17 protein-coding genes are annotated in these 21,362 nt (G+C 62.1%); 12 read left to right on the top strand and 5 right to left on the bottom strand.

The genetic code is table 11. From position 1 onward, the window contains the following. The first annotated feature begins 2 nt into the window (after positions 1–2). The gene (locus tag NXT3_RS29225) at positions 3–1,493 is read left to right on the top strand and encodes a pectate lyase (protein ID WP_104841203.1); all 1,491 of its coding nucleotides are present in this window, start codon (positions 3–5) and stop codon (positions 1,491–1,493) included. A 66-nt stretch (positions 1,494–1,559) separates the two neighbouring features. Further along, positions 1,560–2,453: an ATP-binding protein gene (locus NXT3_RS29220; protein WP_104841202.1), complete on the top strand. Its 894-nt coding sequence runs from the start codon at positions 1,560–1,562 to the stop codon at positions 2,451–2,453. A gap of 19 nt (positions 2,454–2,472) precedes the next feature. On the opposite strand, the gene NXT3_RS29215 is transcribed toward NXT3_RS29220, so the two are convergent. Next, positions 2,473–3,309: a sulfotransferase family protein gene (locus tag NXT3_RS29215; RefSeq protein ID WP_037416824.1), complete on the bottom strand. Its 837-nt coding sequence runs from the start codon at positions 3,307–3,309 to the stop codon at positions 2,473–2,475. 48 nt (positions 3,310–3,357) lie between these two features. Continuing rightward, positions 3,358–4,686 carry a lipopolysaccharide biosynthesis protein gene (locus NXT3_RS29210; RefSeq protein WP_104841201.1) on the bottom strand — a complete coding sequence of 443 codons (1,329 nt, stop codon included), beginning with the start codon at positions 4,684–4,686 and terminating at the stop codon, positions 3,358–3,360. Between the two features lie 293 nt (positions 4,687–4,979). Here NXT3_RS29210 and NXT3_RS29205 point away from each other — a divergent pair, with 293 nt between their 5' ends. From NXT3_RS29205 to NXT3_RS29190, 4 genes are all read left to right on the top strand, one after another. Continuing rightward, positions 4,980–6,233 carry a polysaccharide biosynthesis/export family protein gene (locus tag NXT3_RS29205; protein ID WP_097524525.1) on the top strand — a complete coding sequence of 418 codons (1,254 nt, stop codon included), beginning with the start codon at positions 4,980–4,982 and terminating at the stop codon, positions 6,231–6,233. A gap of 55 nt (positions 6,234–6,288) precedes the next feature. Further along, positions 6,289–6,966: a sugar transferase gene (locus tag NXT3_RS29200; RefSeq protein WP_199773417.1), complete on the top strand. Its 678-nt coding sequence runs from the start codon at positions 6,289–6,291 to the stop codon at positions 6,964–6,966. Between the two features lie 34 nt (positions 6,967–7,000). Next, positions 7,001–7,687, top strand: coding sequence for a PIG-L deacetylase family protein (locus NXT3_RS29195; protein WP_104841199.1), 687 nt, complete (start codon positions 7,001–7,003; stop codon positions 7,685–7,687). Positions 7,688–7,781: 94 nt separating this feature from the next. Further along, entirely contained in the window at positions 7,782–8,969 is a 1,188-nt protein-coding gene (locus tag NXT3_RS29190) for a DegT/DnrJ/EryC1/StrS aminotransferase family protein (protein ID WP_097538777.1), read from the top strand. A 42-nt stretch (positions 8,970–9,011) separates the two neighbouring features. On the opposite strand, the gene NXT3_RS29185 is transcribed toward NXT3_RS29190, so the two are convergent. Continuing rightward, positions 9,012–10,247, bottom strand: coding sequence for an SGNH/GDSL hydrolase family protein (locus tag NXT3_RS29185; RefSeq protein WP_234828209.1), 1,236 nt, complete (start codon positions 10,245–10,247; stop codon positions 9,012–9,014). Positions 10,248–10,565: 318 nt separating this feature from the next. Here NXT3_RS29185 and NXT3_RS29180 point away from each other — a divergent pair, with 318 nt between their 5' ends. The 4 genes from NXT3_RS29180 to NXT3_RS29165 all read left to right on the top strand — a co-directional run bounded on the left by NXT3_RS29180 (position 10,566) and on the right by NXT3_RS29165 (position 15,993). Further along, the gene (locus tag NXT3_RS29180; protein WP_104841198.1) at positions 10,566–11,744 is read left to right on the top strand and encodes a glycosyltransferase family 4 protein; all 1,179 of its coding nucleotides are present in this window, start codon (positions 10,566–10,568) and stop codon (positions 11,742–11,744) included. A gap of 204 nt (positions 11,745–11,948) precedes the next feature. Further along, complete coding sequence (locus NXT3_RS29175) at positions 11,949–14,054, top strand: mechanosensitive ion channel family protein (RefSeq protein WP_104841197.1); 2,106 nt, start codon at positions 11,949–11,951, stop codon at positions 14,052–14,054. Between the two features lie 74 nt (positions 14,055–14,128). Further along, positions 14,129–15,226 (top strand): glycosyltransferase family 4 protein, encoded by a 1,098-nt coding sequence (locus NXT3_RS29170; RefSeq protein ID WP_104841196.1) that lies wholly within the window; start codon positions 14,129–14,131, stop codon positions 15,224–15,226. After that, on the top strand, positions 15,223–15,993 hold the full coding sequence (locus NXT3_RS29165; RefSeq protein WP_104841195.1) for a polysaccharide deacetylase family protein: 771 nt from the start codon (positions 15,223–15,225) through the stop codon (positions 15,991–15,993). Before NXT3_RS29170 ends, NXT3_RS29165 begins: the two co-directional genes overlap by 4 nt. Here NXT3_RS29165 and NXT3_RS29160 read toward each other — a convergent pair. Next, positions 15,980–16,810: an MBL fold metallo-hydrolase gene (locus tag NXT3_RS29160; RefSeq protein WP_097524533.1), complete on the bottom strand. Its 831-nt coding sequence runs from the start codon at positions 16,808–16,810 to the stop codon at positions 15,980–15,982. The genes NXT3_RS29165 and NXT3_RS29160 overlap by 14 nt on opposite strands. Before the next feature lie 271 nt (positions 16,811–17,081). Here NXT3_RS29160 and NXT3_RS29155 point away from each other — a divergent pair, with 271 nt between their 5' ends. Continuing rightward, positions 17,082–18,269: a DUF3095 domain-containing protein gene (locus tag NXT3_RS29155; protein WP_104841194.1), complete on the top strand. Its 1,188-nt coding sequence runs from the start codon at positions 17,082–17,084 to the stop codon at positions 18,267–18,269. Here the strand turns inward: NXT3_RS29155 and NXT3_RS29150 are convergent. Further along, positions 18,259–19,596, bottom strand: coding sequence for a nucleotide sugar dehydrogenase (locus NXT3_RS29150; RefSeq protein ID WP_272939869.1), 1,338 nt, complete (start codon positions 19,594–19,596; stop codon positions 18,259–18,261). The two genes, NXT3_RS29155 and NXT3_RS29150, sit on opposite strands and share 11 nt — an antisense overlap. A 416-nt stretch (positions 19,597–20,012) precedes the next feature. On the opposite strand from NXT3_RS29150, the gene NXT3_RS29145 reads away from it, so the two are divergent. Continuing rightward, on the top strand, positions 20,013–21,362 hold the full coding sequence (locus NXT3_RS29145) for an adenylate/guanylate cyclase domain-containing protein (protein WP_097524536.1): 1,350 nt from the start codon (positions 20,013–20,015) through the stop codon (positions 21,360–21,362).

The raw sequence follows: 21,362 nt of genomic DNA, 5'->3' as shown, positions 1-21,362 counted from the left end.
CTATGCTGGCTGCGCGTTCAGCTGTTTCGCGAAGGTCCCGACATTGGAGGCGCCCCGACATTGTCGCGGCTCAGCTGATGTTGGCAGGGCTGCTCCTTGGATCGCAGGTCGGGCCGGTGCGGGAGGCCGAAGCTGCAACGGCAGTGCAGGAACCTCTTTCACCCAAGCTGCCGGACGGCAGGCAGCGTGCCTTTCCGACGGCCGAAGGCTTCGGCGCCGGTGCCGTTGGAGGCCGCGGCGGTAAGGTCATCTATGTCGTCAACACGAACGAGTCGGGCCCAGGATCTCTGCGCGGGTGCATAGAAGCGTCTGGACCGCGCGTCTGCATCTTCCGCACCGGCGGCACGATCACGCTGCGCGAGAAATCGCTGTTGGTTCGAAATCCGTTCCTGACGATTGCCGGGGAGACTGCTCCGGGCGGCGGGATCGCCATTCGCAACGGTGAGACACAGATTCGTCCTTCCATTGAAATTTGGACCAACGACGTGATCATCAGGCATATTCGCCTTCGACCTGGGCCGCATGCGCGCAAGGCGTGTTGTTCCGGCGGTCTCGGAATGTACTCGGAGGCGGCAAGAGACATCATGCTCGATCATATCTCCGCCAGCTGGGGATCGGACGAGACGGTAGATTCGGAAGACGCCAGCAATTTCACCTGGCAATGGGGAATTGCCAGCGAGCCGCTGCTGAAAGGCGGGCCGGGGAAAAACAATCGTGCTCGCAACATGTTGTTCACTAAAGGTGGCAACGTCTCGGTGCACCACTCGCTCTTCGCGTTCGGCAGGTTCAGAAATCCGCAGATAAAGATGAAACTTCCCGGCGCGGTTGCGGATGTCGTGAATAATGTTTTCTTCTCGCCAGAGTGGCAATACGTCGTGAGCTTTGGCGATGAATGGACGCATATTCAGGCCAATGTGGTGGGCAATTATAAGATCGCAGGACAAAAGTTGCGCAACGACCACCTGGTGCATCTTTTCCCCGAAAGCGGCCTCGGGCACTCGATCTATGTCAAGGACAACTATGACGAACCGTATCGAACTGCGCCTGACCAGGATGACAGCTTGGTTCTCGCCGAGGATCAAAGACGTTTTGTTGTGAAGGCGCCGTTCGAGGCGCCGGCCATCCGGACGTCCGCGCCCATGGCCGCCTTCGAGGAAGTTCTGGAGAATGCCGGTGCCACAAAGCCCGAGCGCGATGAGGCCGACAGCCGCATTGTCGAGGATGTGAAAAGTCGCAGCGGGCGCCTGTTGAAAACGGATCCGCGCGAGGTCGGCGGATGGCCCTATCTTGATGCTGGAACGCCATACCAGGACGGGGACATGGACGGCATTTCAGATGATTGGGAGGTGAAATACGGCCTGGATCCGGCAAAGGCCGACGATGGTCAAAAGGACATGGATGGTGACGGGTGGTCGAACCTCGAAGAGTTTCTCCACGTCATGGCCGGCGATCCGGGAGACGGCGATGTCCGGCCGCTGCCGGATCCGCAATGAGCTACCTTAGACGTCCTTAAATCGTTTCGATCTAGGGGTAAGACATGCAGCAGGGTTGAGGGGACCATGAACCTGAGTGCCAGCGAGTTCTATTCATCGGGCGTGGATACGACCGATGCAGTCTTGGAGTCTGCCTTCTTTGCCAAGCTCAAGATGCGAAACGGCACCTTCAAGCTGACCCAGCCGTCGCGCTTTCAGGAGCTGGAGGTCGCGTTCCGCTCCCATGTCCAGGAGCGGGCAGGCTCGCTTCGCGAGGTTCTGGACGTCGGAGTTTCGACCGGGCTGACAACCGTGGAACTCGCCAGATTCCTGAGTGATTGCGGCAGTGCTGCCAGCATCACGGCAACCGATCTCTTCATCGAGGCCCACATCGTCGAACTGTTTCCGTGGTTCAGAGTGTTCTGCGATCCGGGGGGCTGGCCATTGCAATATGACCTCAGGGGTATCGCGATCCGTCCCTGGATCCGAAGACTGGACTACGTGACGCTTGCATTTATTCCGCTCATGCTTAGCCGCAGCATTCTACAAGCACGCCTGCGATCGCGCATAAGCGCGGGTGTGAGCACGCCGGTGCGAATGGTTACCCGGTCGCTGCCGCCTAATGGTGCGATCGTGTTCGTTGAAAATGACATAATGCGTCAGTCGGAACGCTTTATCCGCCGGTTCGACATGATACGCGCCGCCAATATTCTGAATACGGGCTACTTTTCTGCGGATCAGCTTCATGTCGCAATTGAGAATATTCAAGCCTATCTCCACGGTCCTGGCGCCTTGCTCATGATCGCCCGCACCAATCGCGCTGGGGAAAACGCTGCCACCCTGTTTGAGCTAGACGAGGACGGATCATTTACCGCACTGGAGCGCGTGGGCGGCGGGTCGGAGATCGAAAGGCTCGTGCTGGATTTCCGCGGGCCGCAACCGTCGACGGCTATCGGAGCGTTGTCGATCGGGCGCCAGTAGCGTAGCCGGGCCAGCTGAACTAGTGAACGCCCCCATTTTTCAGCCACCCGTTCAGATCCCTGCCGACAATGGCGCCGAGCTTTTCTATCTCGGCGGCGTAGAAGTCGCCCATGCGTTCCCTGAGTTCTCGGGTCAGCGGCGCATACTCGACTTCGGCAGCGGCGATCGACCGCAGTCTCTTGAATCCCGCATTGTTCCTGAAAGGAGCGACGATCGGCTTCAACGGGCGCAGCAGACGGCGCAGCGTAGGGTTGATCATCGGCTCCGCCTTGTCCTTGACCTTTTTCTCCAGCGGCTGGAGCGGCATGTCGTCGGTCATCTTCATGAACTTGCTAATGCGATCGAGCTGTGCAGACGCATCTATTCGCATGTCCTCGTAAAGAACGACGAGGATCTGCTCGGCCGGAAACCGATCAAAATAGGCGCGCAATTGCTGGAAGTAGAGACCACCGTTCAGGAAGCGCCCGCCGGCACCCATGCGCGGGTCAAGATATGTGGCGATGTCGCGGCCGACTTCGCCCCGGCGGTACAGCATGCAGTAGTCCGAGTAGGCGCGCTCGATCGGATTGCGCAACTGGGCGATCAGCATCGCGCCTGGAAGTTTCTGGCATATCCGCTCAGCTGCGCCCTCTGTATCCAGATAGGAATTGGATTTTTCGCCGACGAGGCGTCGATCCTTGGGCCCTTCGAAGTTCGACAGATACCACTCGTCTCCGCGGTCATAGTAGCGACTGAAATAATGCAGTTCCGGAGCCGGCATGTAGATGCGCGGGTGCTGCTGCAGCGATTGCTGCAGCCACGTCGTGGCGCTCTTGGTGGCGCCGATAATCAGGAAATCGATATCGTGCAGCTTCATGGATTTCCCTCCGTCACAGCTGTCGAGAGAAGCTTCTGGCGATCTTGCCTATGTCTGCCGATACGCCACTGCCATCATCCACAGCCAGATGGCGGCCATGACGATGTGGGCCAAATTGGCGCCCATCGGGCCGATCCGCGGGATCAGCGCCAAAGCGGTGCCATGAAACGCGATTGTCGCGACGAGCACGCTGCTTAGAACCCGGTCCTCCCGCCCCATGGCAAGGAGCGCTGAGCGCGTTATAGTACCATAGAGCGTCATGGTCGCCGCGATCGATTGAACGACGACCAAGGGCCCTGCCGCCTCGAAACCCGGACCGACAGCCAGTCTCAGCAACGGATCGATCGTCAAAGACACGGCGCCGACCAGAAATATTCCGAAGCCGAGAAGAAGCACTCGCATCTGTGTGACGGCCCGATGAAACGCTTCGATTGCGCTCGCGGCCCAGGCCCGGGCCAGATCCGGATAGAGCACGGCCTGCACGTGATCTCCGATCTGCAGCGTCATTCGGCCAATGCGCTTGGCGATGTGATAAAGACCCGCCGCGGTCGGGTCGGCCAGGTAGCCGACGAGAAGCGTGTCGAGCTGGTTGGCACTCGAACGCAGGGTCAATGACAGGTTCGTCGAGATCGCGAATGTCCAGAGGCCTGGAAAATGAGCGCTGATACCGCGGACAGGAGCCTTGAGCATGCTCGCCAGCATTCCCTGTCTTCGTAACTCCGCAAGCGAAAGGAAGAGAACGGACAGCGAGCCGAAGATTTGGGCCGCCATCCATATCAGCACGAAGTCCTGCAAGGTACCGCCGAAGGCAAAGCCGATTGCGCACAATCCCGCGCGGAAAACGCTCGAGGCGACCTGGCCATAGGCGATTGTTCGAAACTTCCCGAACAGGCGCAGCACGGCCAGCGGCATGCCGGAGATGCGAAACGGCAGAATGGCACAAAAAAGCGTGACAAGTCCGGACATCTCGGACGAGATCCCGAGCCACGGCCCGAAGGCCCACACGAGCGCCACGGCAATCACGCATCCGGTCGCAGCCGCAGAAACATCGAGCAGAAGCCCGAACTTGAACAACGAAGCAAGCGTTTCCGCGCTCTTCGATTCGGCGCCGAACTTGATCAGTGGTTGCCAGGACTGGAAGTTCACGAGCCGCTCTATGGCGGCCGTATAGGTGAAGCAAAGCGCCAGGATGCCATACTCGGACGGACCAAGCGCCCTGGCCGTCAAGGCGAATCCAACAAGGCCGAGCAGGGAGGTAAGCGCATTCCCCGTAAGGAGGTGCCTTATATTTCCCAGGCGACCCTTCAGTCCTTTTTCCCGAGCGAGCATCTTGTGGAGGCGGTTGAAATATTTGGCCAGCTCTTCTCGTATCGCCAAACGAGACCTCCCGCCTCTAGCGAGGCCGCCCTGTCGAAAAAGGCGCCGCCCTTCGCCCATGGCGCAGGGCCGATGCACTCATAAATCTATCGGGAGTGAGCCTGACTCCGCAGGGCAGGAACACCCGCGCGGCCCCCTGGGCGCAGTCGTGTTTGAGCGTCCAGGTAAGTCGCCTTGCCGGTCACCGGCGCAAAAAACAACTAAAATCCTTTGACGGGACAGTATGAGGGAGAATATAGTCGCGCGAGATATTTTGATAGCCTTTTCTTTGTTGCTTTTGGAGGGCGGTTGCGATGGGGACGTTACCTCCGCTATCGGCCACGAGCTTGTCCCTAAGGTTTTGGGGCACGTATTTTTTGGCGATCGTGCTGTTGGCAGTCGGACTCGTGGTAGGCCCGGCCCCGCCTGCGTCTGCCAGTGATTATCGGCTCAACGCCGGAGATGTTCTGACCTTCGACTTCCTCGACGACGCCGAGCTGCCGATAACGGCGACTGTTTCAGGCAACGGCGAAGCACAGTTCCCCCTTATCGGCGGGGTCAACGTCGTGGGCCTCACGATAACGGAGGCGATTGAAAAGCTTGGCAGCGAGTACCGGAGACGCGACATCCTCGTCGATCCGAAGCTGTCTCTGAATATTTCGACTTTCCGGCCGATTTTCGTCCTCGGCGAGGTCAGGAGCCCCGGTTCGTTTCCCTTCTACAGCGGCCTGACGGTCGAGCAAGCGATCGGCCTTGCGGGCGGCATGCAGGTGGTGACGGCGAACGCGTCCGACCGGCTGATCGTACGCGCCCGCCTGCGCGCCGAGATAGAGGCCGCAAAAGCCGAAATTGTTCACGAGGCCGTCTATGCGGCGCGACTTGCGGCGCAGTTGAAATCCAGCGAGAAGGTCGACCTGAAAGACGTCCCGGAAGTCGCCCGCACGCATGTCGAGGAGTTGCCTGTCGACGGCGTCATCGAGCTTGAGGAGAAGATCCTGAAGGAGGATCTCGCCGCCTATCGATCGCAAGCGCAAATTCTGACGGAAGGAATTGCCCAGGCCGAGGGTGGGATAGAGATCCTGAACGAGCTGGTGCAGCAGCAGAAAGATATCGTGAGCAACAGCGTCGACGATGTGGCGCGCGTCGGCGCGCTCCGGCAGCGCGGGTTGAACACTGAGAGCGAGCTTTCTCGCGCGGAGAACAGTGCCGCAACGGAAAAGGCGCAACTGCTGGAAACCTTCGCGACCCTTGCGCGTACGCGCCAGGAGATGAGCGAGCTGAAACTGCAGCTGGCAAAGCTCGCAGCTGACAGGAAGAAGGATATTCTGACCCAGCTCCAGGAGCGTGAAATTGCCATCAAAAAGCTGATTGCGGAGCAACGTTCGGCTGAAGAGCAGATCCTTCTCCTCGCCGCGGTGGCCCGCGATGAATCGAAGAAGAATCAGATCTCCTATGCTTACGAGGTCCGTCGAAGCGCAGTTGGCGGCAAGCCGACCAGCCTGCAGGCGTCCCTCGTTACAGAATTGCTGCCAGGCGATGTCGTCGTCGTGAGTATCGCCGGAATGTAGCATTCTTAGACAAGTGATACTGGAAACCGTGCTCCACGCGCCAGGGGACATCGAAGTGAAGCCCAGTCGAGAGCAGGCAGTTTTCCCTTTTGCTCTGCCCGCCCCGTCGGGATCATACCGTCTCAAGCGAATAGCTGAGTGCGCTCTTGGCGGCTTGCTCGTCATCCTCTGCCTGCCGCTGATGGCGGTAACGGCGATGGTGGTTTGGGCGAGCCTCGGTTTGCCGTTGCTCTTCACCCAGACGCGCGCCGGTGCGGGCATGCGTGCCATCACGGTGACCAAGTTTCGGACGATGACGAACGCGCGCGGACCGGACGGCACATTGTTGCCGGACGACATGCGACAGACGGCTGCGACTTCGCTGCTGCGCAGGCTCCGCTGCGACGAGCTCCCGCAACTCCTTGCGGTGTTGGCAGGCGACATGTCGATCGTGGGCCCCCGCCCGCTTCCGTTGGCCACGGTCGCAAGCTTCGGCGATCTCGGCCGCCTGCGCTCACTGGTCACTCCCGGCATGACTGGCTGGGCGCAGGTGAATGGCAATACGTTGCTGTCGGACGAGGAGAAGATCGCCCTTGACCTCTGGTATGTCGCGCACGCCAGTCTTTGGCTTGATGGGCGAATTCTCCTGTTGACACTGAAGACGATCGTCTTGGGCGAGCGTGTCGATGAAATGCATTTGAAAGTCGCCAAGGATTTTCTGCGCGTCATTCGTGCGGGCCGCAGCCACGGATAGCGATGCGATGGCGGCAGGGGCTCTCGGAGGTTCCATGAACGGTTCGCATTTCTCTTTCGGCCGCACATTGGTCGTTGCTCCACATCCCGACGATGAGGTGCTGGGCGCCGGCGGGACCATCGCGAAGCTGGCATCGCGGGGCGAGGAGGTCTTCGTCGCCATCGTAACCGAGGGAAAGCCGCCGACTTTCGACGCCGCAACGATCGCCAGGACGCAGGCCGAGGCGATGGAGGCGCACCGGGTCTTGGGCGTGCGGGAAACCCTTTGGCTGCGTTTGCCTGCTGCACAGCTTGCCGAAACCGCACATGCTTCCGTCAACGGTGCGCTGCTCGACCTTGTTCTTCGTCTACGCCCGCAAACAGTGCTCGTTCCCTTCGCGGGCGACATGCATATGGACCATCAGCTGACATTCACCTCGGCCCTGGTGGCCTGTCGGCCGCACCAGGCGGGGTTTCCGAAACTGATCCTCGCCTACGAAACGCTTTCGGAAACGAACTGGAATGCCCCATACTTGTCCCCGGGATTTCTGCCGAATTTTTTTGTCGACATCAGCGAGCATCTCGAGGCGAAGGTTGAGTCAATGCAGCTCTTTGCATCGCAGCTGCGCGAACCACCGCACGAGCGTTCCATAGCGGCCCTACGGGCCCTCGCCACCTTGCGTGGGGCAACCGTGATGTGTGCTGCGGCCGAGGCCTTCGTCCTGGTTCGGCACGTCGTTTGAAGCGGAGACCACCGACCGCGGCAGTGTCCGTTGGATTTTCGATATACTCTTTCGGCCATGGCCGGAGGCGGATGAATACGAGCGGGAGGGAAACATGGGGCGTTGGCCAATCTACGACGAGGAGCAGATCGAGGATGTCGTCTCGGTGCTTCGATCGGGCGAGGTGAATGCCTGGACGGGACCGCATGTCCGCAACTTCGAGGCGCTTTATGAGCGCTTTCTTGGCGTGAAGCACGCGGTGGCTCTGGCGAACGGAACCGTGGCGCTGGACCTGGCGCTCTTTGCGCTCGGACTTCAGCCCGGCGACGAAGTGATCGTTACGCCACGCAGCTTCATCGCCTCGGCCTCTTCGGTGCCGATGGCGGGCGGGGTCGCGGTTTTTGCCGATGTCGACCGCGACAGCCAGAACATCACCGTAGAAAGCATCAGGGAGCAACTGACACCGAAAACCAAGGGCATTATCGCCGTCCACCTTGCCGGCTGGCCCTGTGACATGCCGGCGATCATGGAATTTGCCCGCGAAAACGGACTGTGGGTCATCGAGGACTGCGCCCAGGCGCATGGCGCCGAAATCGACGGTCGCCCGGTCGGCAGCTTCGCCGACATTGCCGTCTTCTCTTTCTGCCAGGACAAGATCATCACCACCGGAGGCGAAGGCGGCCTCGTGGCGATGAACAATGAGGAGCTGTGGAAGAAGGCGTGGAGCCGCAAGGACCACGGCAAGTCTTTCGATGCCGTCTACAACAGAGAGCACCCGCCGGGGTTCCGCTGGCTGCACGAGTCGATCGGGACGAACTGGCGCATGACTTCCTTCCAGGCGGTGTTGGGGTCGCGGCAGTTGCGGCGCCTCGAGCAATGGCACAGCATCAGGGCGCAGAATGCCGCCATTCTCGCCAGGGCGGCCGCCGGGATAGACGCTCTGCGTACACCCCTTCCTCCCCGAGGCGTCCGGCATGCTTGGTATAGGTTCTACACCTTCTTGAAGCCGGAGCTACTGTTGCCGGGATGGAGCAGAGACCGGATCGTCGCGGAAGTTAACAGTGCCGGGGTCGCCTGCTTCAGCGGCAGTTGCCCGGAGATCTACCTCGAGAAGGCATTCGTGGATATGAACATGGGTCCGGTTAAGCGGTTGCCGAACGCGCGGCAGCTCGGAGAGACGAGCCTCGCATTCCTGGTCGATCCCGCTCTAGACACGGCTGCCGTCGGGAGGGCGGCACAGGTTCTCCGGGAAGTCATGGCAAGCGCCAGTTCAACGGCAGAGGCGCGCCGTCAGAGGTCATAGTTCCGCAAGAGCGAACTGAACAAACAAGGCTGCAAGCCCTCGCTACCGATGTTGATCCACGCCGGCTCCTTCTTTTTGCAGCATCGTGCTCGGGCAGCTGCCCTCGCAGCCAATGCCGGGTGTCTCGGAAGCCGCCGCCTTCATTTCCTCCCACAACGACGATGCGGTTCTTGCAAAAGCTTCATAACCGGACTCGAACGGATGGCCGTCGCTGTCCGGATAAAAACGCTGCCCGGCCAGGATAGCTGCCTGCAAAGCGTCGGCAGTTGCGGCAACGGCGCTGCGATGCGGCAAGTCGAGCCGGTCGGCGATCTGCCGGATTTCTTCCTCGAGCGCGATCTGCGTTTCAACGCTGGCAACAAAGCCAGGTTCGGCGGTTGCGAGCTGGCCACGGCGGCGCAGATGTTCGTAGATCACCCGCTCTTTTGTCGGAAGCACCAAAAGTCCGATCCGGCCCCGCCCTCTGTCAGCCCAATCGGCCGCAAAGCGCTCAAAATCCGCCAGCATTGCAGCGACCTCGGGCGAGGTCGGATCGGCCATTCGACCAGCTTCGTCGACATAGCGCTTCGACACTGGCGGACATCCGTCCGGAAACCGATAATATTCAGATAGTTCCTGATCGCTGGTTGCGAAGAAGCGAGCATACAAGCTCTTCGCCCGATCCCTGATCGCGTAGTGATAGGCGCTCAAGATGGCGACATTCTCGAAGAGCTTCGTCTTGAGGCTTGCCGACCGCGCCTTGGTGCATTGCGAATGACCTCCGGACTGACCGATGAAGGCTTGCAGCTGAAGTCGCTTCTGTTCTGCAAGCCAGAAGTCGGATCGCGCGTCCAGGATATCGCATGCGGAAAATACGATCGCGAAGTCGTTGGCAGGGTAAACGGCGACGATCGCGCCTTTTGCACCGGCAGCCAGCGCATCGACGACGATCGCGTGATAGGTGTAGATGCCGTAGCTGCCAATTCCGAAGTTGTAGGTGCGTTCGCCCGTGATTGCCTCGAAGACCGCCGGCCAGGAATGGGCGCTTTCGACGTTGTTGCCGTATGTCATCGAGTCGCCGACAGCCGCGACTTGAAAGCCGTGATGCGCGCCGGCGGGGTTCCGGAAGCCTTCCTCGTCGACGTCGCCGAGAGTGGTATCGAGGCGATAGCCGTACTTGGAGTCGATATGGCGATGCGACTGCGTGCCGATCGGAAACGGCGTAAGTAACCGCAGCATCGCCTCCCCGGCTCCGAACGCCAGGATCACCGAAACCAGGAGTGCGATCAGGTTTTTCAACTGCCCCTCCCGCCTCTTCGCAACGATCAGGCGAGATCGCGTTCCCATTGCGATCCGGCTGGTGTCGACCGCGGCCCGACTACGGCCGGATGCCTGCGGCTTTTAAAAAGCTAGACGAAGCGGTTAGTGTTAGCGTCCCTTCTGCAATTCACAGTTGCTCTATTAGGGAACGAAACTTGTTGTGCCCCAAGGAATGCATTTTACGTACTGTCGAGAAATACAAGTGCGTCTATATTGCAAAGTCTTGTTCCCGTAATTTCTACCATGTGTTTAGTCACGCGGCCAGTAGAAACCTCGGCATGGGGAGGGCAATTCTGGATGGACAAACGTTCAGATTCTCGAGCGCTCGCATCGCCGCAGATCGCCGGGGCAAGGATAACGATCGTCGTTCCGGCGCTCGGCGCGGGCGGAACCGAGCACATCGTCAATCTCGTTGCCAACCACTGGAACAGCACCGGCTGCGCAGTGACGCTCATCACCCTCGAGCATCCGGATGCGCAGCCCTATTACGATTTCGATCCCAAGATCGAGATCGTCCGCCTGGGCGTACCGCCCCGCAAAGCCTCGAAGCTGCGGTCGTCCCTCCTGGTGCTGCAGCGGTTGGGACGCTTGCGCTCTGCCATTCGGCGCACTCGCCCGGATTTTGTTCTAAGCTTTCTAACGCGAACGAATGTCTTGACGCTGCTGGCGACGATCGGTTCCGCGGTTCCGGTCGTCGTCTCCGAGCGCAACAACCCGGCTTTACAGCCCTTCGGTCTGTTTTGGAGGCGGCTTCAGGCAAGCCTATACCCTCGAGCATTCGGCCTGGTGACGATGACCCAAGGGGCGCTGGATTACTTTCCGCCGAGCATTCGCAAAAAGGGCTGGGTCATCGCCAATCCCGTCGACTTGCCGCGGGATTGGCGGAACAGGCGCGGCAAGAACATCCTGACTGCGGTCGGCCGGTTGACGCCCCAGAAAGGCTTCGACCTCTTGCTCGAAGCCTTCGCCAGGATTGCTGGCGCTCACCCCGCATGGCGGTTGGTCATTTGGGGTGAGGGCGATGAACGGCGTAGCTTGGAGACCCTGCGCGAGACGCTCGGTCTGCAGAAACGGGTGGACATGCCCGGGGTCACCGAAAGGCCGGGCCTTTGGATTGAAACCGCGGATGCGTTTGTCCTCTCCTCCCGTTACGAGGGATGGGGAATTGTGCTGCTGGAAGCCATGGCTGCCGGCCTGCCCGTTGTCTCCTTCGAATGCGAATGGGGTCCACGGGCTATGATCACGCATGAGAGCGACGGCATACTTGTGCCGAAGGAGGATGTCGAAGCCCTTTCTAAAGCCCTCGACAGGATGCTTTCCGATCGTAACCTCAGGGAACGACTGGGGGCAAGGGCTGCGGCCAGCGCCCAAAGATACATGCCTGAGCAGATCCTTGCCGAGTGGGACATGCTGGCCGCACGCGTGTTGACGCAGTCCTTGAAGACGCCCTTGCAGACCTTTGATAGTGCCGGCTAATCTGCGCTTTGGTCGGCCCGCGCCTACGGCAAAATCACCGGGCAGGCCGGTTCGCGCTGGGGCCGAAGCGATCCCGAGCATCTTTCGACCTCGCGCCGTTGCACTGCCTGTCTGAGCGCCTCGGGCTTTCTGACCTGCCGTATGCGTAAATCTTTGATACAATTCATCTCGCGCGATTGTCCCGCGCTATGAGGGGGCGCTTGCATGAGTTCGATGTTTAAGCTTGTTGGGCAAAGTGCAGTCCTGGCCCTGTTCGTCTTCGTTCTTCAACTGGGTTTGGGTTCCCGCTCTCCTCTGGCTGCGCAGGAGGCCGCGGCGACGGCGCCGCCGGCCAAGGTCCAGCAATTGATCGAACTGCTGGACGATCCCGAGGTGCGGCAATGGCTTTCTGCCAGGCAGATCACGCCTCCGCCTGCGGCCGCCGCGCCGCCGAGCGGCGTTGCCTCGCGATGGGTCGCGCAAATCAGAAGGCACCTCGGCGGCATGCGTGAAGCGGCCCCGCGGCTGGTTCCCGAGTGGATGGCGGCAAGACAGCGCATAACGGCAGATATGCACCAAGGAACGATGCCGATCCTGCGCGGCTTCGGCTTCGTGCTTCTCGTCGGCTACGGTGCCGAATTTCTTCTCCGCTACTTGCTGCGGCGGAGTGCAAGTCGAAGCGCAGGACAGTCTGGGCCAGGCCTTGCGGCCTTTGTTCGCATCGCGCCGCTCGTCGTCTTTGCAGTTTCGGCGATCGCCGCCTTCGTCCTTGCCGACTGGCCGAGCCGGCTGGAGGCGGCGGTCGCACCGCTCCTGATTGCCTTGATCGTCGCGCGCCTGCTGATCACTGTCGCTGCGGCCTTGGCGAAGCCGGCAGATGAGAATGCGGAGGAGGCAGGCGTGTCGCCCGCCGCCGACGTGACAAGGTTCTGGCACAAGCGCTTCGTCGTCATGGTCTGTGCGGTCGCTGTCCTGTGGGCCGTCATGGACATGATGCAGGCCCTTTCGTTCCTCCCCGACGTCCGGGACCTCACCGGCGCCGGCCTCGGCCTCGTCGTGCTCGGCATCGGCATCGACACGGTGCTCCGCCGGCCGGCTCAGGAACTGACGGGCGGCCGGCGGATCCTGCGCAACGCGCTGCTCGTTGCCTTCCTCATCCTGCTGTGGGTCGTCTGGGTTGCCGGCATGAAGGTGCTGTTCTGGCTCGGGGTCTATCTCCTTGGCCTGCCGCCGCTGCTGCGTTTCGTCAGTGCCGCGACGCGGACGATGCTGGACGCAGAGGCGGCCGATAATGTCCGGGTAATGCGCAATGTGCTGATCGACCGCGGAGCGCGGTTCGCCATCATCGCGCTCGCGGCCGCCTGGCTCGCCATCGTCTTCCGCTTCAACGGCAGCGAGATGATGCAGGACGACGTCTTCAACCGCATCTTCCGGGGCGTGCTTTCCGGCATCGTCATTCTGCTCGCCGCGGATCTGATTTGGCAACTGACGAAGGAGTTCATCAATCTACACGTCAAGCGGGCAAGCGTTGACGTCGCCGACCCGGTTCAGCTAGCTCGCGGCATGCGGCTGCGCACGCTGCTGCCGATCCTGCGCAATTTTCTCGCAGCCTTCATCGCCGTCGTCGCCGGCATGATGGTGCTCTCCGGTCTCGGCGTCGAAATCGGGCCGCTGATCGCCGGCGCCGGCGTCTTCGGCGTCGCGATCGGCTTCGGCTCGCAGACGCTCGTCAAGGATATCATCAGCGGCATCTTCTACATGATGGACGACGCCTTCCGGGTCGGTGAATACATCCAGAGCGGCAGCTATATGGGAACGGTCGAATCCTTCAGCATCCGTTCCGTCAAGCTGCGCCATCACCGGGGGCCCGTGTTCACCGTGCCTTTCGGCTCGCTCGGCGCGGTCCAGAACATGAGCCGCGACTGGGTCATCGACAAGTTCATGATCAATGTCTCCTACGATGCCGACGTGGCCAAGGTGAAGAAGGTCGTGAAGGGCATCGGTGCTGCGCTCCTCGAGGATGAGGAACTCGGGCCGCTGATCATCGAGACCGTCAAGATGAAGGGCGTTGAGCAGTTTGGCGACTACGGCATCACCCTGAGCTTCGCCATGACGACCAAGCCAGGTCACCAGACCCAGATCAGGCGCCGGGCTCAGGCGATGATCAAGGAGGCGTTTGACGCCAACGGAATCAATTTTGCCTCGCCGACCGTTCAGGTCGCCGGTGATGAGGGGCAAGCGACTGCCGCCGCGGCGGCGACCCGGGATGCGATAGAGAAGAAAAAGGCGGCTCTGGCCGCGCAGCAAGGAGGGGAGGCCGCGGCCGAGTAGATCGGGGCAGGGGGCGCCGCGGCCTGGCGGTCCGTGTTGACATCAGGAGGAGAAGGCGGGATAGCTCGCGGCGCATGAGGATTGCCTTCTACGCGCCGCTGAAGTCCCCGGATCATCCCGTCCCCTCTGGCGACAGGCAGATGGCGCGCATGCTGGTCGAGGCGCTTGGGCTATGCGGACATGAGGTCGATATCTCGTCGCGACTGCGTGCCTTTTCGCGCGAAGCGTCTGACGCGGCCTATCTGGATCTCAGCAAGCAAGCGGACGAGGAAATCGCCCGGCTTCGCCGGAGGTGGGCGAGCGAGGGTCCGCCGGACGCATGGTTCTGCTACCATCCCTATTACAAGGCCGCCGACCTGATCGGTCCTCCGCTGACCGCTGAGTTTTCCGTTCCCTATGTGACGGCCGAAAGCTCCTATTCGTCGCGTCGCAACGAGGGGGCGTGGAAGCTCGCCCAGGAGGCAATCGCAGCCGGCGCAAGGCAGGCGGCGGTGAACATCTGCTTTACCGAGCGCGACCGCAAGGGGCTCGATGAGGCGATACCGGAGGGGCGATATGCCATGCTGCCTCCGTTCATCGACACGACCCAATTTGAGGGAACGCCGCGGAAAAAACCGGATGCGGCCCGACTGATCGCGGTCGCCATGATGCGGCCCGGCGACAAGCTGGACAGCTACCGGATGCTCGCGGCCGCACTCGAAATGATCGTCGACATTCCCTGGACGCTGACCGTCGTCGGCGACGGCCCGACGCGCCCGGAGGTGCAGCAGGCCTTTGCAGGTCTGCCGGAAGAGCGGCTCGCCTGGGCCGGCGAAAATGCACCCGAAGCGGTTGCGGAGCTGCTCTTCGCAAGCGATCTTTATGTCTGGCCCGGATGCGGCGAGGCCTACGGTCTTTCCTATCTGGAGGCGCAGGCGGCCGGCCTGCCGGTTGTGGCGCAGGCGACCGCCGGCGTCCCCGAGGTCGTCAGAAACGGGGACACCGGGCTGCTCACCGCGGCGGGCGACATCGCCAGCATCGCCGAAGCGATCCGGGTCTTGCTGGGCGACGCTGCCATGCGCGCCGAGTTCGGCAATCGGGCGCGCCGTTTCGTGCTCGAAGAGCGCTCGCTCACTGCCGCCGCTCGGCGTCTGGACACTATTTTCGGCACGTTCGTCAGGAGGGCAGGATGACGAGTGAGGCCATCTGGCAGGCGCTGATCGACAGGCTCGACCAGATGCAGGAAGCCGGCGAGAGCGCGGATTTCTGGTTGCGCGACGACGATGCGGTCGAACCGACGGCGGCGCTTCACCGACTGCTGGACCTGACGGACCGGTTTTCGGTGCCGCTGACCCTGGCGGTGATTCCTGCACATACCGACGCGCGTCTCGAGCGCTGCCTCGCCGGCCGCAGAGACATCAGCGTCGCGGTTCATGGCTGGTCGCACGAGAACCATGCGCCCGCAGGAGAGAAGCGCCAGGAACTAGGGAGCCACCGACAGGGCGGAACGGTCTCCGACGAATTGCGGGCCGGATATGCCCGTCTCAAAACCCTCTTTCCCGCTTCCTTCGTGCCGCTGCTCGTCCCGCCATGGAACCGGATCGATGCGGAAATCGTCGCCGGGCTCGGCGCCATCGGCTTCAGGGCGCTGTCGGTCTTCGGTTCGGAGAGGAGCGGCAAGGCCACCGCTCTCCTGCGGCCCGGCCTCCAGATCATCAACACGCATGTGGATGTCATCGACTGGCGCGGAACGCGCGGCTGCCGCGATCATGCGCAGATCGTTCGAGACATTCTCGCGAGACTGGAGCAGGTGGTGAACGGCACAGGTTCCGTCGGAATCCTGACGCATCACCTCGTCCATGACGAGAATGTCTGGGCGTTTCTGTCGAAGCTGTTCGAGGTTACCCTCACCCATCCGGCCAGTCGCTGGCGGAAAGTGTCGGATCTCATAGGTCGATGACCTGGTGGTCGCGGGCTGCGAAGGCGCCCGCGAAGAATGCCTGGACTTCCTGTTCGATCGCTGCAAGCGCCGCGTCGGTGCGCGACGGGTCGTGGTGGAACATGGCAAGCCGCGGAATGCCAGCGGCCATCGCCAGGCGCGAGCCGTGTATCCCGGTCGAGTGGCCGTAGCCGCGATAGGCCGCCATCTCCGACTCGAGATAAGTGCAGTCGTAAACCAGCAGATCAGCGTCGGCGATGAAATCGAGGAGGGTGGGATCGAGTATGCCCGGCTCGTGCTCGGTGTCATAGATGAGCGCGACGGCGCGGCCGCCCCAGTCGACCCTGTAGCCGACGCAGCCGCCCGGATGGACGAGGCTCATCGTGCGGATCGAAACATCCTTGCGCGGTGAAAGCGTGTCGCCCGGACGGAAATCGACCGTGTCGAGGCTTGCCTGACAGATGCCCGGGCCGACCGGAAACCATGGGGGCCGCATGAAGTCGTTGATCATCTCGGCCGTCGACATCGTGCCGTGGAGATGGCCGGACCAGAAACGCACCGCCGAGCTGCAGCGGTAGATCGGCTTGAAATAGGGCAGCCCGATGATGTGGTCGTAGTGGGTGTGGGTGAAGAAGACGTCGAACTCCGAGACGCCCTCGGACATCAGCGACAGGCCAGCCTCGCGCAGTCCCGAGCCGGCATCGAAGATCAGCACCTCGGCGCCGCAACGGACTTCGATGCAGGGCGTGTTGCCTCCATAGCGCAGGAACTGCTCGCCGGACACCGGCAAACTGCCTCTGACGCCCCAAAACTTCACTCGAAAGGTGTCGTCCCGCATTCCGTTTCGGTTTCATCCTGCCCGCCTCGGGCACTTTGCCCCGGCGCGCTGACTAGACAAGCACAAATCATGAGGGTCCTGCAATGCCATTGGCACTCTCGGCCACGGAATGCTTGTCGACGATTTCCGTGCCGGTCCTGAATTGAAAGCCTTACCGTCGGCCCCAACGTGATTTAAAAGTTGTATGGGGCGATTCAGGACTGAGGCGTTCCGCTCCCACCCTGAAAATTGGTGGCGGCCAAATTCCACCCTGGCCAAGGGTTCAGCATCGATGGCAGAGCCAGCCGAAATGCAATTCTACCAGAGCCTGCCGCTTTTCGAAGCGTTCGAAGGCGTGGCCGACGAGGCGAATTACCGGCCCCTGCCGGAGGGCTGGTCGCTGGCCGTAGCCGACATCGTCAATTCGACCGGCGCGATCGCCGAGGGACGCTACAAGAGCGTCAATATGGCGGGCGCCAGCGTGATCTCGGCCCTGATGAACGCGCTTGAGGAAAGGGACCTGCCTTTCGTCTTCGGCGGCGATGGGGCGCTCGCCGCCATACCCGCCGCCCTGTCGGCAAAGGCGCGCACGGCTCTCGCCGCGGCCAAGACCTGGGTGGCCGAAGAGCTCGGCCTTGAACTGCGCGCCGCCCTCGTTCCGGTCGCCGACATTCGCGCCAAGGGTCTCGATATGCGCGTCGCCCGCTTCAAGGCGAGCGAAGAGGTTTCCTACGCGATGTTCTCGGGCGGCGGCGCAAGCTGGGCGGAAGCGGAGATGAAGGCGGGGCGCTACCAGATCGACGCTGCGGCGCCGGGGACGAGGCCGGACTTGAGCGGGCTTTCCTGCCGCTGGAATCCGATCGTCTCTCATCATGGCGCCATCGTGTCGATCATCGCGGTCCCCGGCGCGCGTGGCAACGGACCGGAATTTCAGGCGCTGATCGCCGAGGTCGTGGCGCTCGCCGAGAGCGAGGAGCGCGGCGGCCATCCGGTTCCGGAGGGCGGTCCCGAGCCTCGCCTTTCGATGCGTGGGATCGCCATGGAATCGCGCGCCATCGCCTCACCGGGCAAGCGCCTCCTGGCCTGGCCATGGATCGCGCTGCAGAGCGCCCTGCTGTTCGTCTGCTTCAGGCTCGGCCTCAATATCGGCAGGTTCGATGTCACCCAGTACAAGCACGACCTTGCCAATAATTCCGACTTCCGCAAATTCGACGACGGCTTGAAGATGACGATCGATGTCGGCGCCGATCGCCTGAACCGGATCGAGGAGCGGTTGAAGCGAGGCGCCGAAGCGGGCGTTTGCCGCTATGGGCTGCATCGGCAGGATTCCGCCCTAATGACCTGCATCGTGCCGTCTCCGATGAGCCGCGACCACATGCACTTCATCGATGGAGCGGCTGGCGGCTATGCCATGGCGGCAACGAACCTCAAGGCAACGCTTGCCGAAGACGGTCGGCAAGCGCGCGCGATCACGCCTTGACGATGTGATCGCCTGCGAGGCCGCGGCGGACGAAGATATTGCGCGTATCGATGATCAACGGCGCCCAGTCGCGAAGTGCGGGGTAGTCGACAGCGTCATGGTCGGTGGCGACGAGCACGGCATCGAAACTGCGCACGGTGTTTTCGTCGAAGACGATCGACCGCCGGCCCTTGAGTGCGATGTGCTCGCGGGTCGGCGGAATTTCCTCGACATGCGGATCGTAAAAGGCCGCCTTCCCGCCGCGTTCCTCGATGAGCTCGATCAGCCGCAGCGACGGGCTTTCGCGAATGTCCGGCACGTTCTTCTTGTAGGCGAGCCCGATGATCAGCACGCTCGCGCGGCTGAGCGCCTTGCCCTGTCTCCGGTCGAGCGCCTCGGCGAGCCGCGTCACCACGTGGCGCGGCATGGCAGAGTTGATCTCCCCGGCCAATTCGATGAAGCGGGTCGGCAGTTCGTATTCGCGCGATTTCCACGTGAGGTAAAAGGGGTCGATCGGAATGCAATGGCCGCCAAGCCCCGGGCCGGGATAGAACGGCATGTAGCCGAACGGCTTGGTCTTCGCCGCCTCGATGACCTCCCAGATGTCGATGCCCATCGCCTCGTAGACGACCTTGAGCTCGTTAACGAGGGCGATATTCACCGCCCGGAAGATGTTTTCCGTGAGCTTCACCGCCTCGGCCGTCGCATTGGACGAAACGGGCACGACGGTCTCGACCACGGCCGCGTAGAAGCGTTCCATCAGCGCTGCCGCGAGCGGTCCGTCTCCGGCCACGACCTTGGGGATGCTCGCCGTCTCGAATTTCCGGTTGCCGGGATCCTCGCGCTCCGGCGAGAAGCCCAGGAAGAAATCCACCCCCGAGTTCAGGCCGGTCTCTTCCAGGATCGAACGGACGATCCCGTCCGTCGTACCGGGATAGGTGGTCGACTCGAGAACGACGAGTTGGCCCCGCCGCAGGCAGGCCGCGATCGACCGCGATGTCTTCTCCACGAAGGAGAGGTCTGGGTCCCGGTGCTTGGTGAGCGGCGTCGGCACGCAGATGACGATGACGTCGCAGATGCCGAGCTCGCGGAAGTCGGTCGTCGAGCGAAACCGTCCGGCGGCGGCCTCCCGGTTCAGCGCATCGTCCGGGACGGCCTCGATATAGGAGCGGCCGCCGTCGAGCGCGACGATCTTTGCCGGGTCGATGTCGAAGCCGGTGACCGGAAAACCCGAGCGGGCAACCGCGATGGCAAGCGGCAGGCCGACATAGCCGAGGCCGATGACGCCGATCTTGGCGGTGCGCCCGCCGATCGATTCGAGCAGCCTGTCGTGATGAGAGGAGGTCAAGATCATTTCCAAGTGTTGGCGGACGCGCCGCTCTTTCGACGTGACGGCCGCGCGAGCTGGTCCGGTTTTGTTGGCGACAAAGCGGCGCGAAGTCAAGCGCGGGCAGCATCGTGGAGCGGCGTCCAATCGGCAACCCCGGCAATTGCAGGGTGTAATCGGAGGGCCTGTTCCGTGTAGCATTCTCCCACGATTAAAAACTGCGAACGTCTCTGGAAATCGGGGCCGGCGGTGAATATCTGCAAGGCGAAATCGTGGCGATCCGATCGCTGCGCGCCGCCGCCGCCGCCGTCAGATGCGGCCGGAGCCTTTCTTTAGTGACGGGTGCCACAGCCAGTGCTGCCGGGCAGGCGATGTAGTTCGCCGGGTGCCGCGGGAGCGTTGTCGACATCCGCCATCGCGACAAATGAGGACGTGGAATGAGTGCGATCAACGACAATGTTTCCGAAATCCTCCTGGACAAGGTCGCGGACTGGCTGATGCGGACATCCCTCAGCGACGAATCGCTGGAGACGATCGTGCGCGGCTTCTGCGAGCGGCTGGCAGCGGCCGGCCTGCCGCTCATGCGCGTTCACCTCTCCTTTTCGATGCTCCACCCGCTCTATGACGCGCTCGGCTTCACCTGGTGGCGCGGCCGCGGCGTCGAGGTCAGCGGCCTTCGCCATGAGGAACTGGCGCTCAATCCCGATCGGTTCCTCCGCAGCCCCTATTATTACCTGCTCAGCAATAATCTCGACCATGTGCGGCGACGGATCGATCCGGCACAGCCGTCGGAATTCCCGATCTTCGATGAGCTCAAGGAACAGGGAGCGACCGACTATATCGCCTTCATGCAGCCGCTCGGCGCCGTCTCCGAGCATGGCATGGTCGGCTCCTGGACGACCGATCGTCACGGCGGTTTCAGCGATGACGTCATCGCCGCCTTGCTGAGGCTGCAGAACCATCTGGCCATCGCCGCCAAGGTCGCGGTGCTCGGCAAGCTCGCCGACAACATGTTGACCACCTATCTCGGCGCCAATGCCGGCCGGCGGGTCCTCAGCGGCCAGGTGCGCCGGGGAGATGGCGAGACGGTTCGCGCGGTCCTCGTCATGGCCGACATGCGCGACTCAACCGTTCTTGCAGAGCGGGAAGGCCGGCAAGCCTATATCGAGACGCTGAACGGTTTCTTCGACGCGATCGCGACGCCGTTCAACCGCCATGGCGGCCAGATCCTGAGCTTCGTCGGCGACGGCTTCATCGCCGTCTATCCCTGCGGCCGGCACAAGGAGCCTTCCGAGCTTGCGAGCCGCGAAGCCTTCGCCGCAGTCGGTACGGCGCGCGCCCGGCTCGCCGCTCTCAATGCCGAACGGAAGAGGCAGGGCCGCGAACCGATCGGCTACGGCGTCGGCCTGCATGTCGGCAACGTCATGTTCGGCAATGTCGGATTGCGGGACCGGCTGACTTTCTCGGTTTTCGGCTCGGCGGTAAACGAGGTGCAGCGGCTGCAGAATCTCACGAAGAAATACGGCCACAACGTCGTCGCCAGCGAAGCCTTCGTCAATTATTGCGGCGGCGATTGGCTGACTCTCGGGCAGGAGAGGCTGCGCGGCGTGCGCCAGAAGTTTACGGTTCTCTATCCCAAGGACGCGGCCCTCGCTGCCATCGCACAGGAACGCGCCTTCGACGAGACGGAGGATGGACTTTCCGAAGCGGAGCATGTCATGCTGCTCTATCGCAACAAGATCGGGCCGCCGGGGCCTCGCGGCCTGATCGACAAGATGCTCCAATGA

It is taken from the genome of Sinorhizobium fredii, assembly GCF_002944405.1.
GTDB classification, from domain to species: Bacteria; Pseudomonadota; Alphaproteobacteria; order Rhizobiales; family Rhizobiaceae; genus Sinorhizobium; species Sinorhizobium fredii_C.
The sequence above is the reverse complement of the archived record's forward strand: the minus strand, read 5'-3'. Positions and strand labels throughout refer to the sequence as shown.

What these genes read in the sequence shown, in the direction of transcription:
- NXT3_RS29225 (WP_104841203.1), top strand. Translation starts at nt 3, where the DNA reads ATGCTGGCTGCGCGTTCAGCTGTTTCGCGAAGGTCCCGACATTGGAGG.
- NXT3_RS29220 (WP_104841202.1), top strand. Translation starts at nt 1,560, where the DNA reads ATGAACCTGAGTGCCAGCGAGTTCTATTCATCGGGCGTGGATACGACC.
- NXT3_RS29215 (WP_037416824.1), bottom strand. Translation starts at nt 3,309, where the DNA reads ATGAAGCTGCACGATATCGATTTCCTGATTATCGGCGCCACCAAGAGC.
- NXT3_RS29205 (WP_097524525.1), top strand. Translation starts at nt 4,980, where the DNA reads ATGGGGACGTTACCTCCGCTATCGGCCACGAGCTTGTCCCTAAGGTTT.
- NXT3_RS29195 (WP_104841199.1), top strand. Translation starts at nt 7,001, where the DNA reads ATGAACGGTTCGCATTTCTCTTTCGGCCGCACATTGGTCGTTGCTCCA.
- NXT3_RS29190 (WP_097538777.1), top strand. Translation starts at nt 7,782, where the DNA reads ATGGGGCGTTGGCCAATCTACGACGAGGAGCAGATCGAGGATGTCGTC.
- NXT3_RS29180 (WP_104841198.1), top strand. Translation starts at nt 10,566, where the DNA reads ATGGACAAACGTTCAGATTCTCGAGCGCTCGCATCGCCGCAGATCGCC.
- NXT3_RS29175 (WP_104841197.1), top strand. Translation starts at nt 11,949, where the DNA reads ATGAGTTCGATGTTTAAGCTTGTTGGGCAAAGTGCAGTCCTGGCCCTG.
- NXT3_RS29170 (WP_104841196.1), top strand. Translation starts at nt 14,129, where the DNA reads ATGAGGATTGCCTTCTACGCGCCGCTGAAGTCCCCGGATCATCCCGTC.
- NXT3_RS29165 (WP_104841195.1), top strand. Translation starts at nt 15,223, where the DNA reads ATGACGAGTGAGGCCATCTGGCAGGCGCTGATCGACAGGCTCGACCAG.
- NXT3_RS29160 (WP_097524533.1), bottom strand. Translation starts at nt 16,810, where the DNA reads ATGCGGGACGACACCTTTCGAGTGAAGTTTTGGGGCGTCAGAGGCAGT.
- NXT3_RS29155 (WP_104841194.1), top strand. Translation starts at nt 17,082, where the DNA reads ATGGCAGAGCCAGCCGAAATGCAATTCTACCAGAGCCTGCCGCTTTTC.
- NXT3_RS29145 (WP_097524536.1), top strand. Translation starts at nt 20,013, where the DNA reads ATGAGTGCGATCAACGACAATGTTTCCGAAATCCTCCTGGACAAGGTC.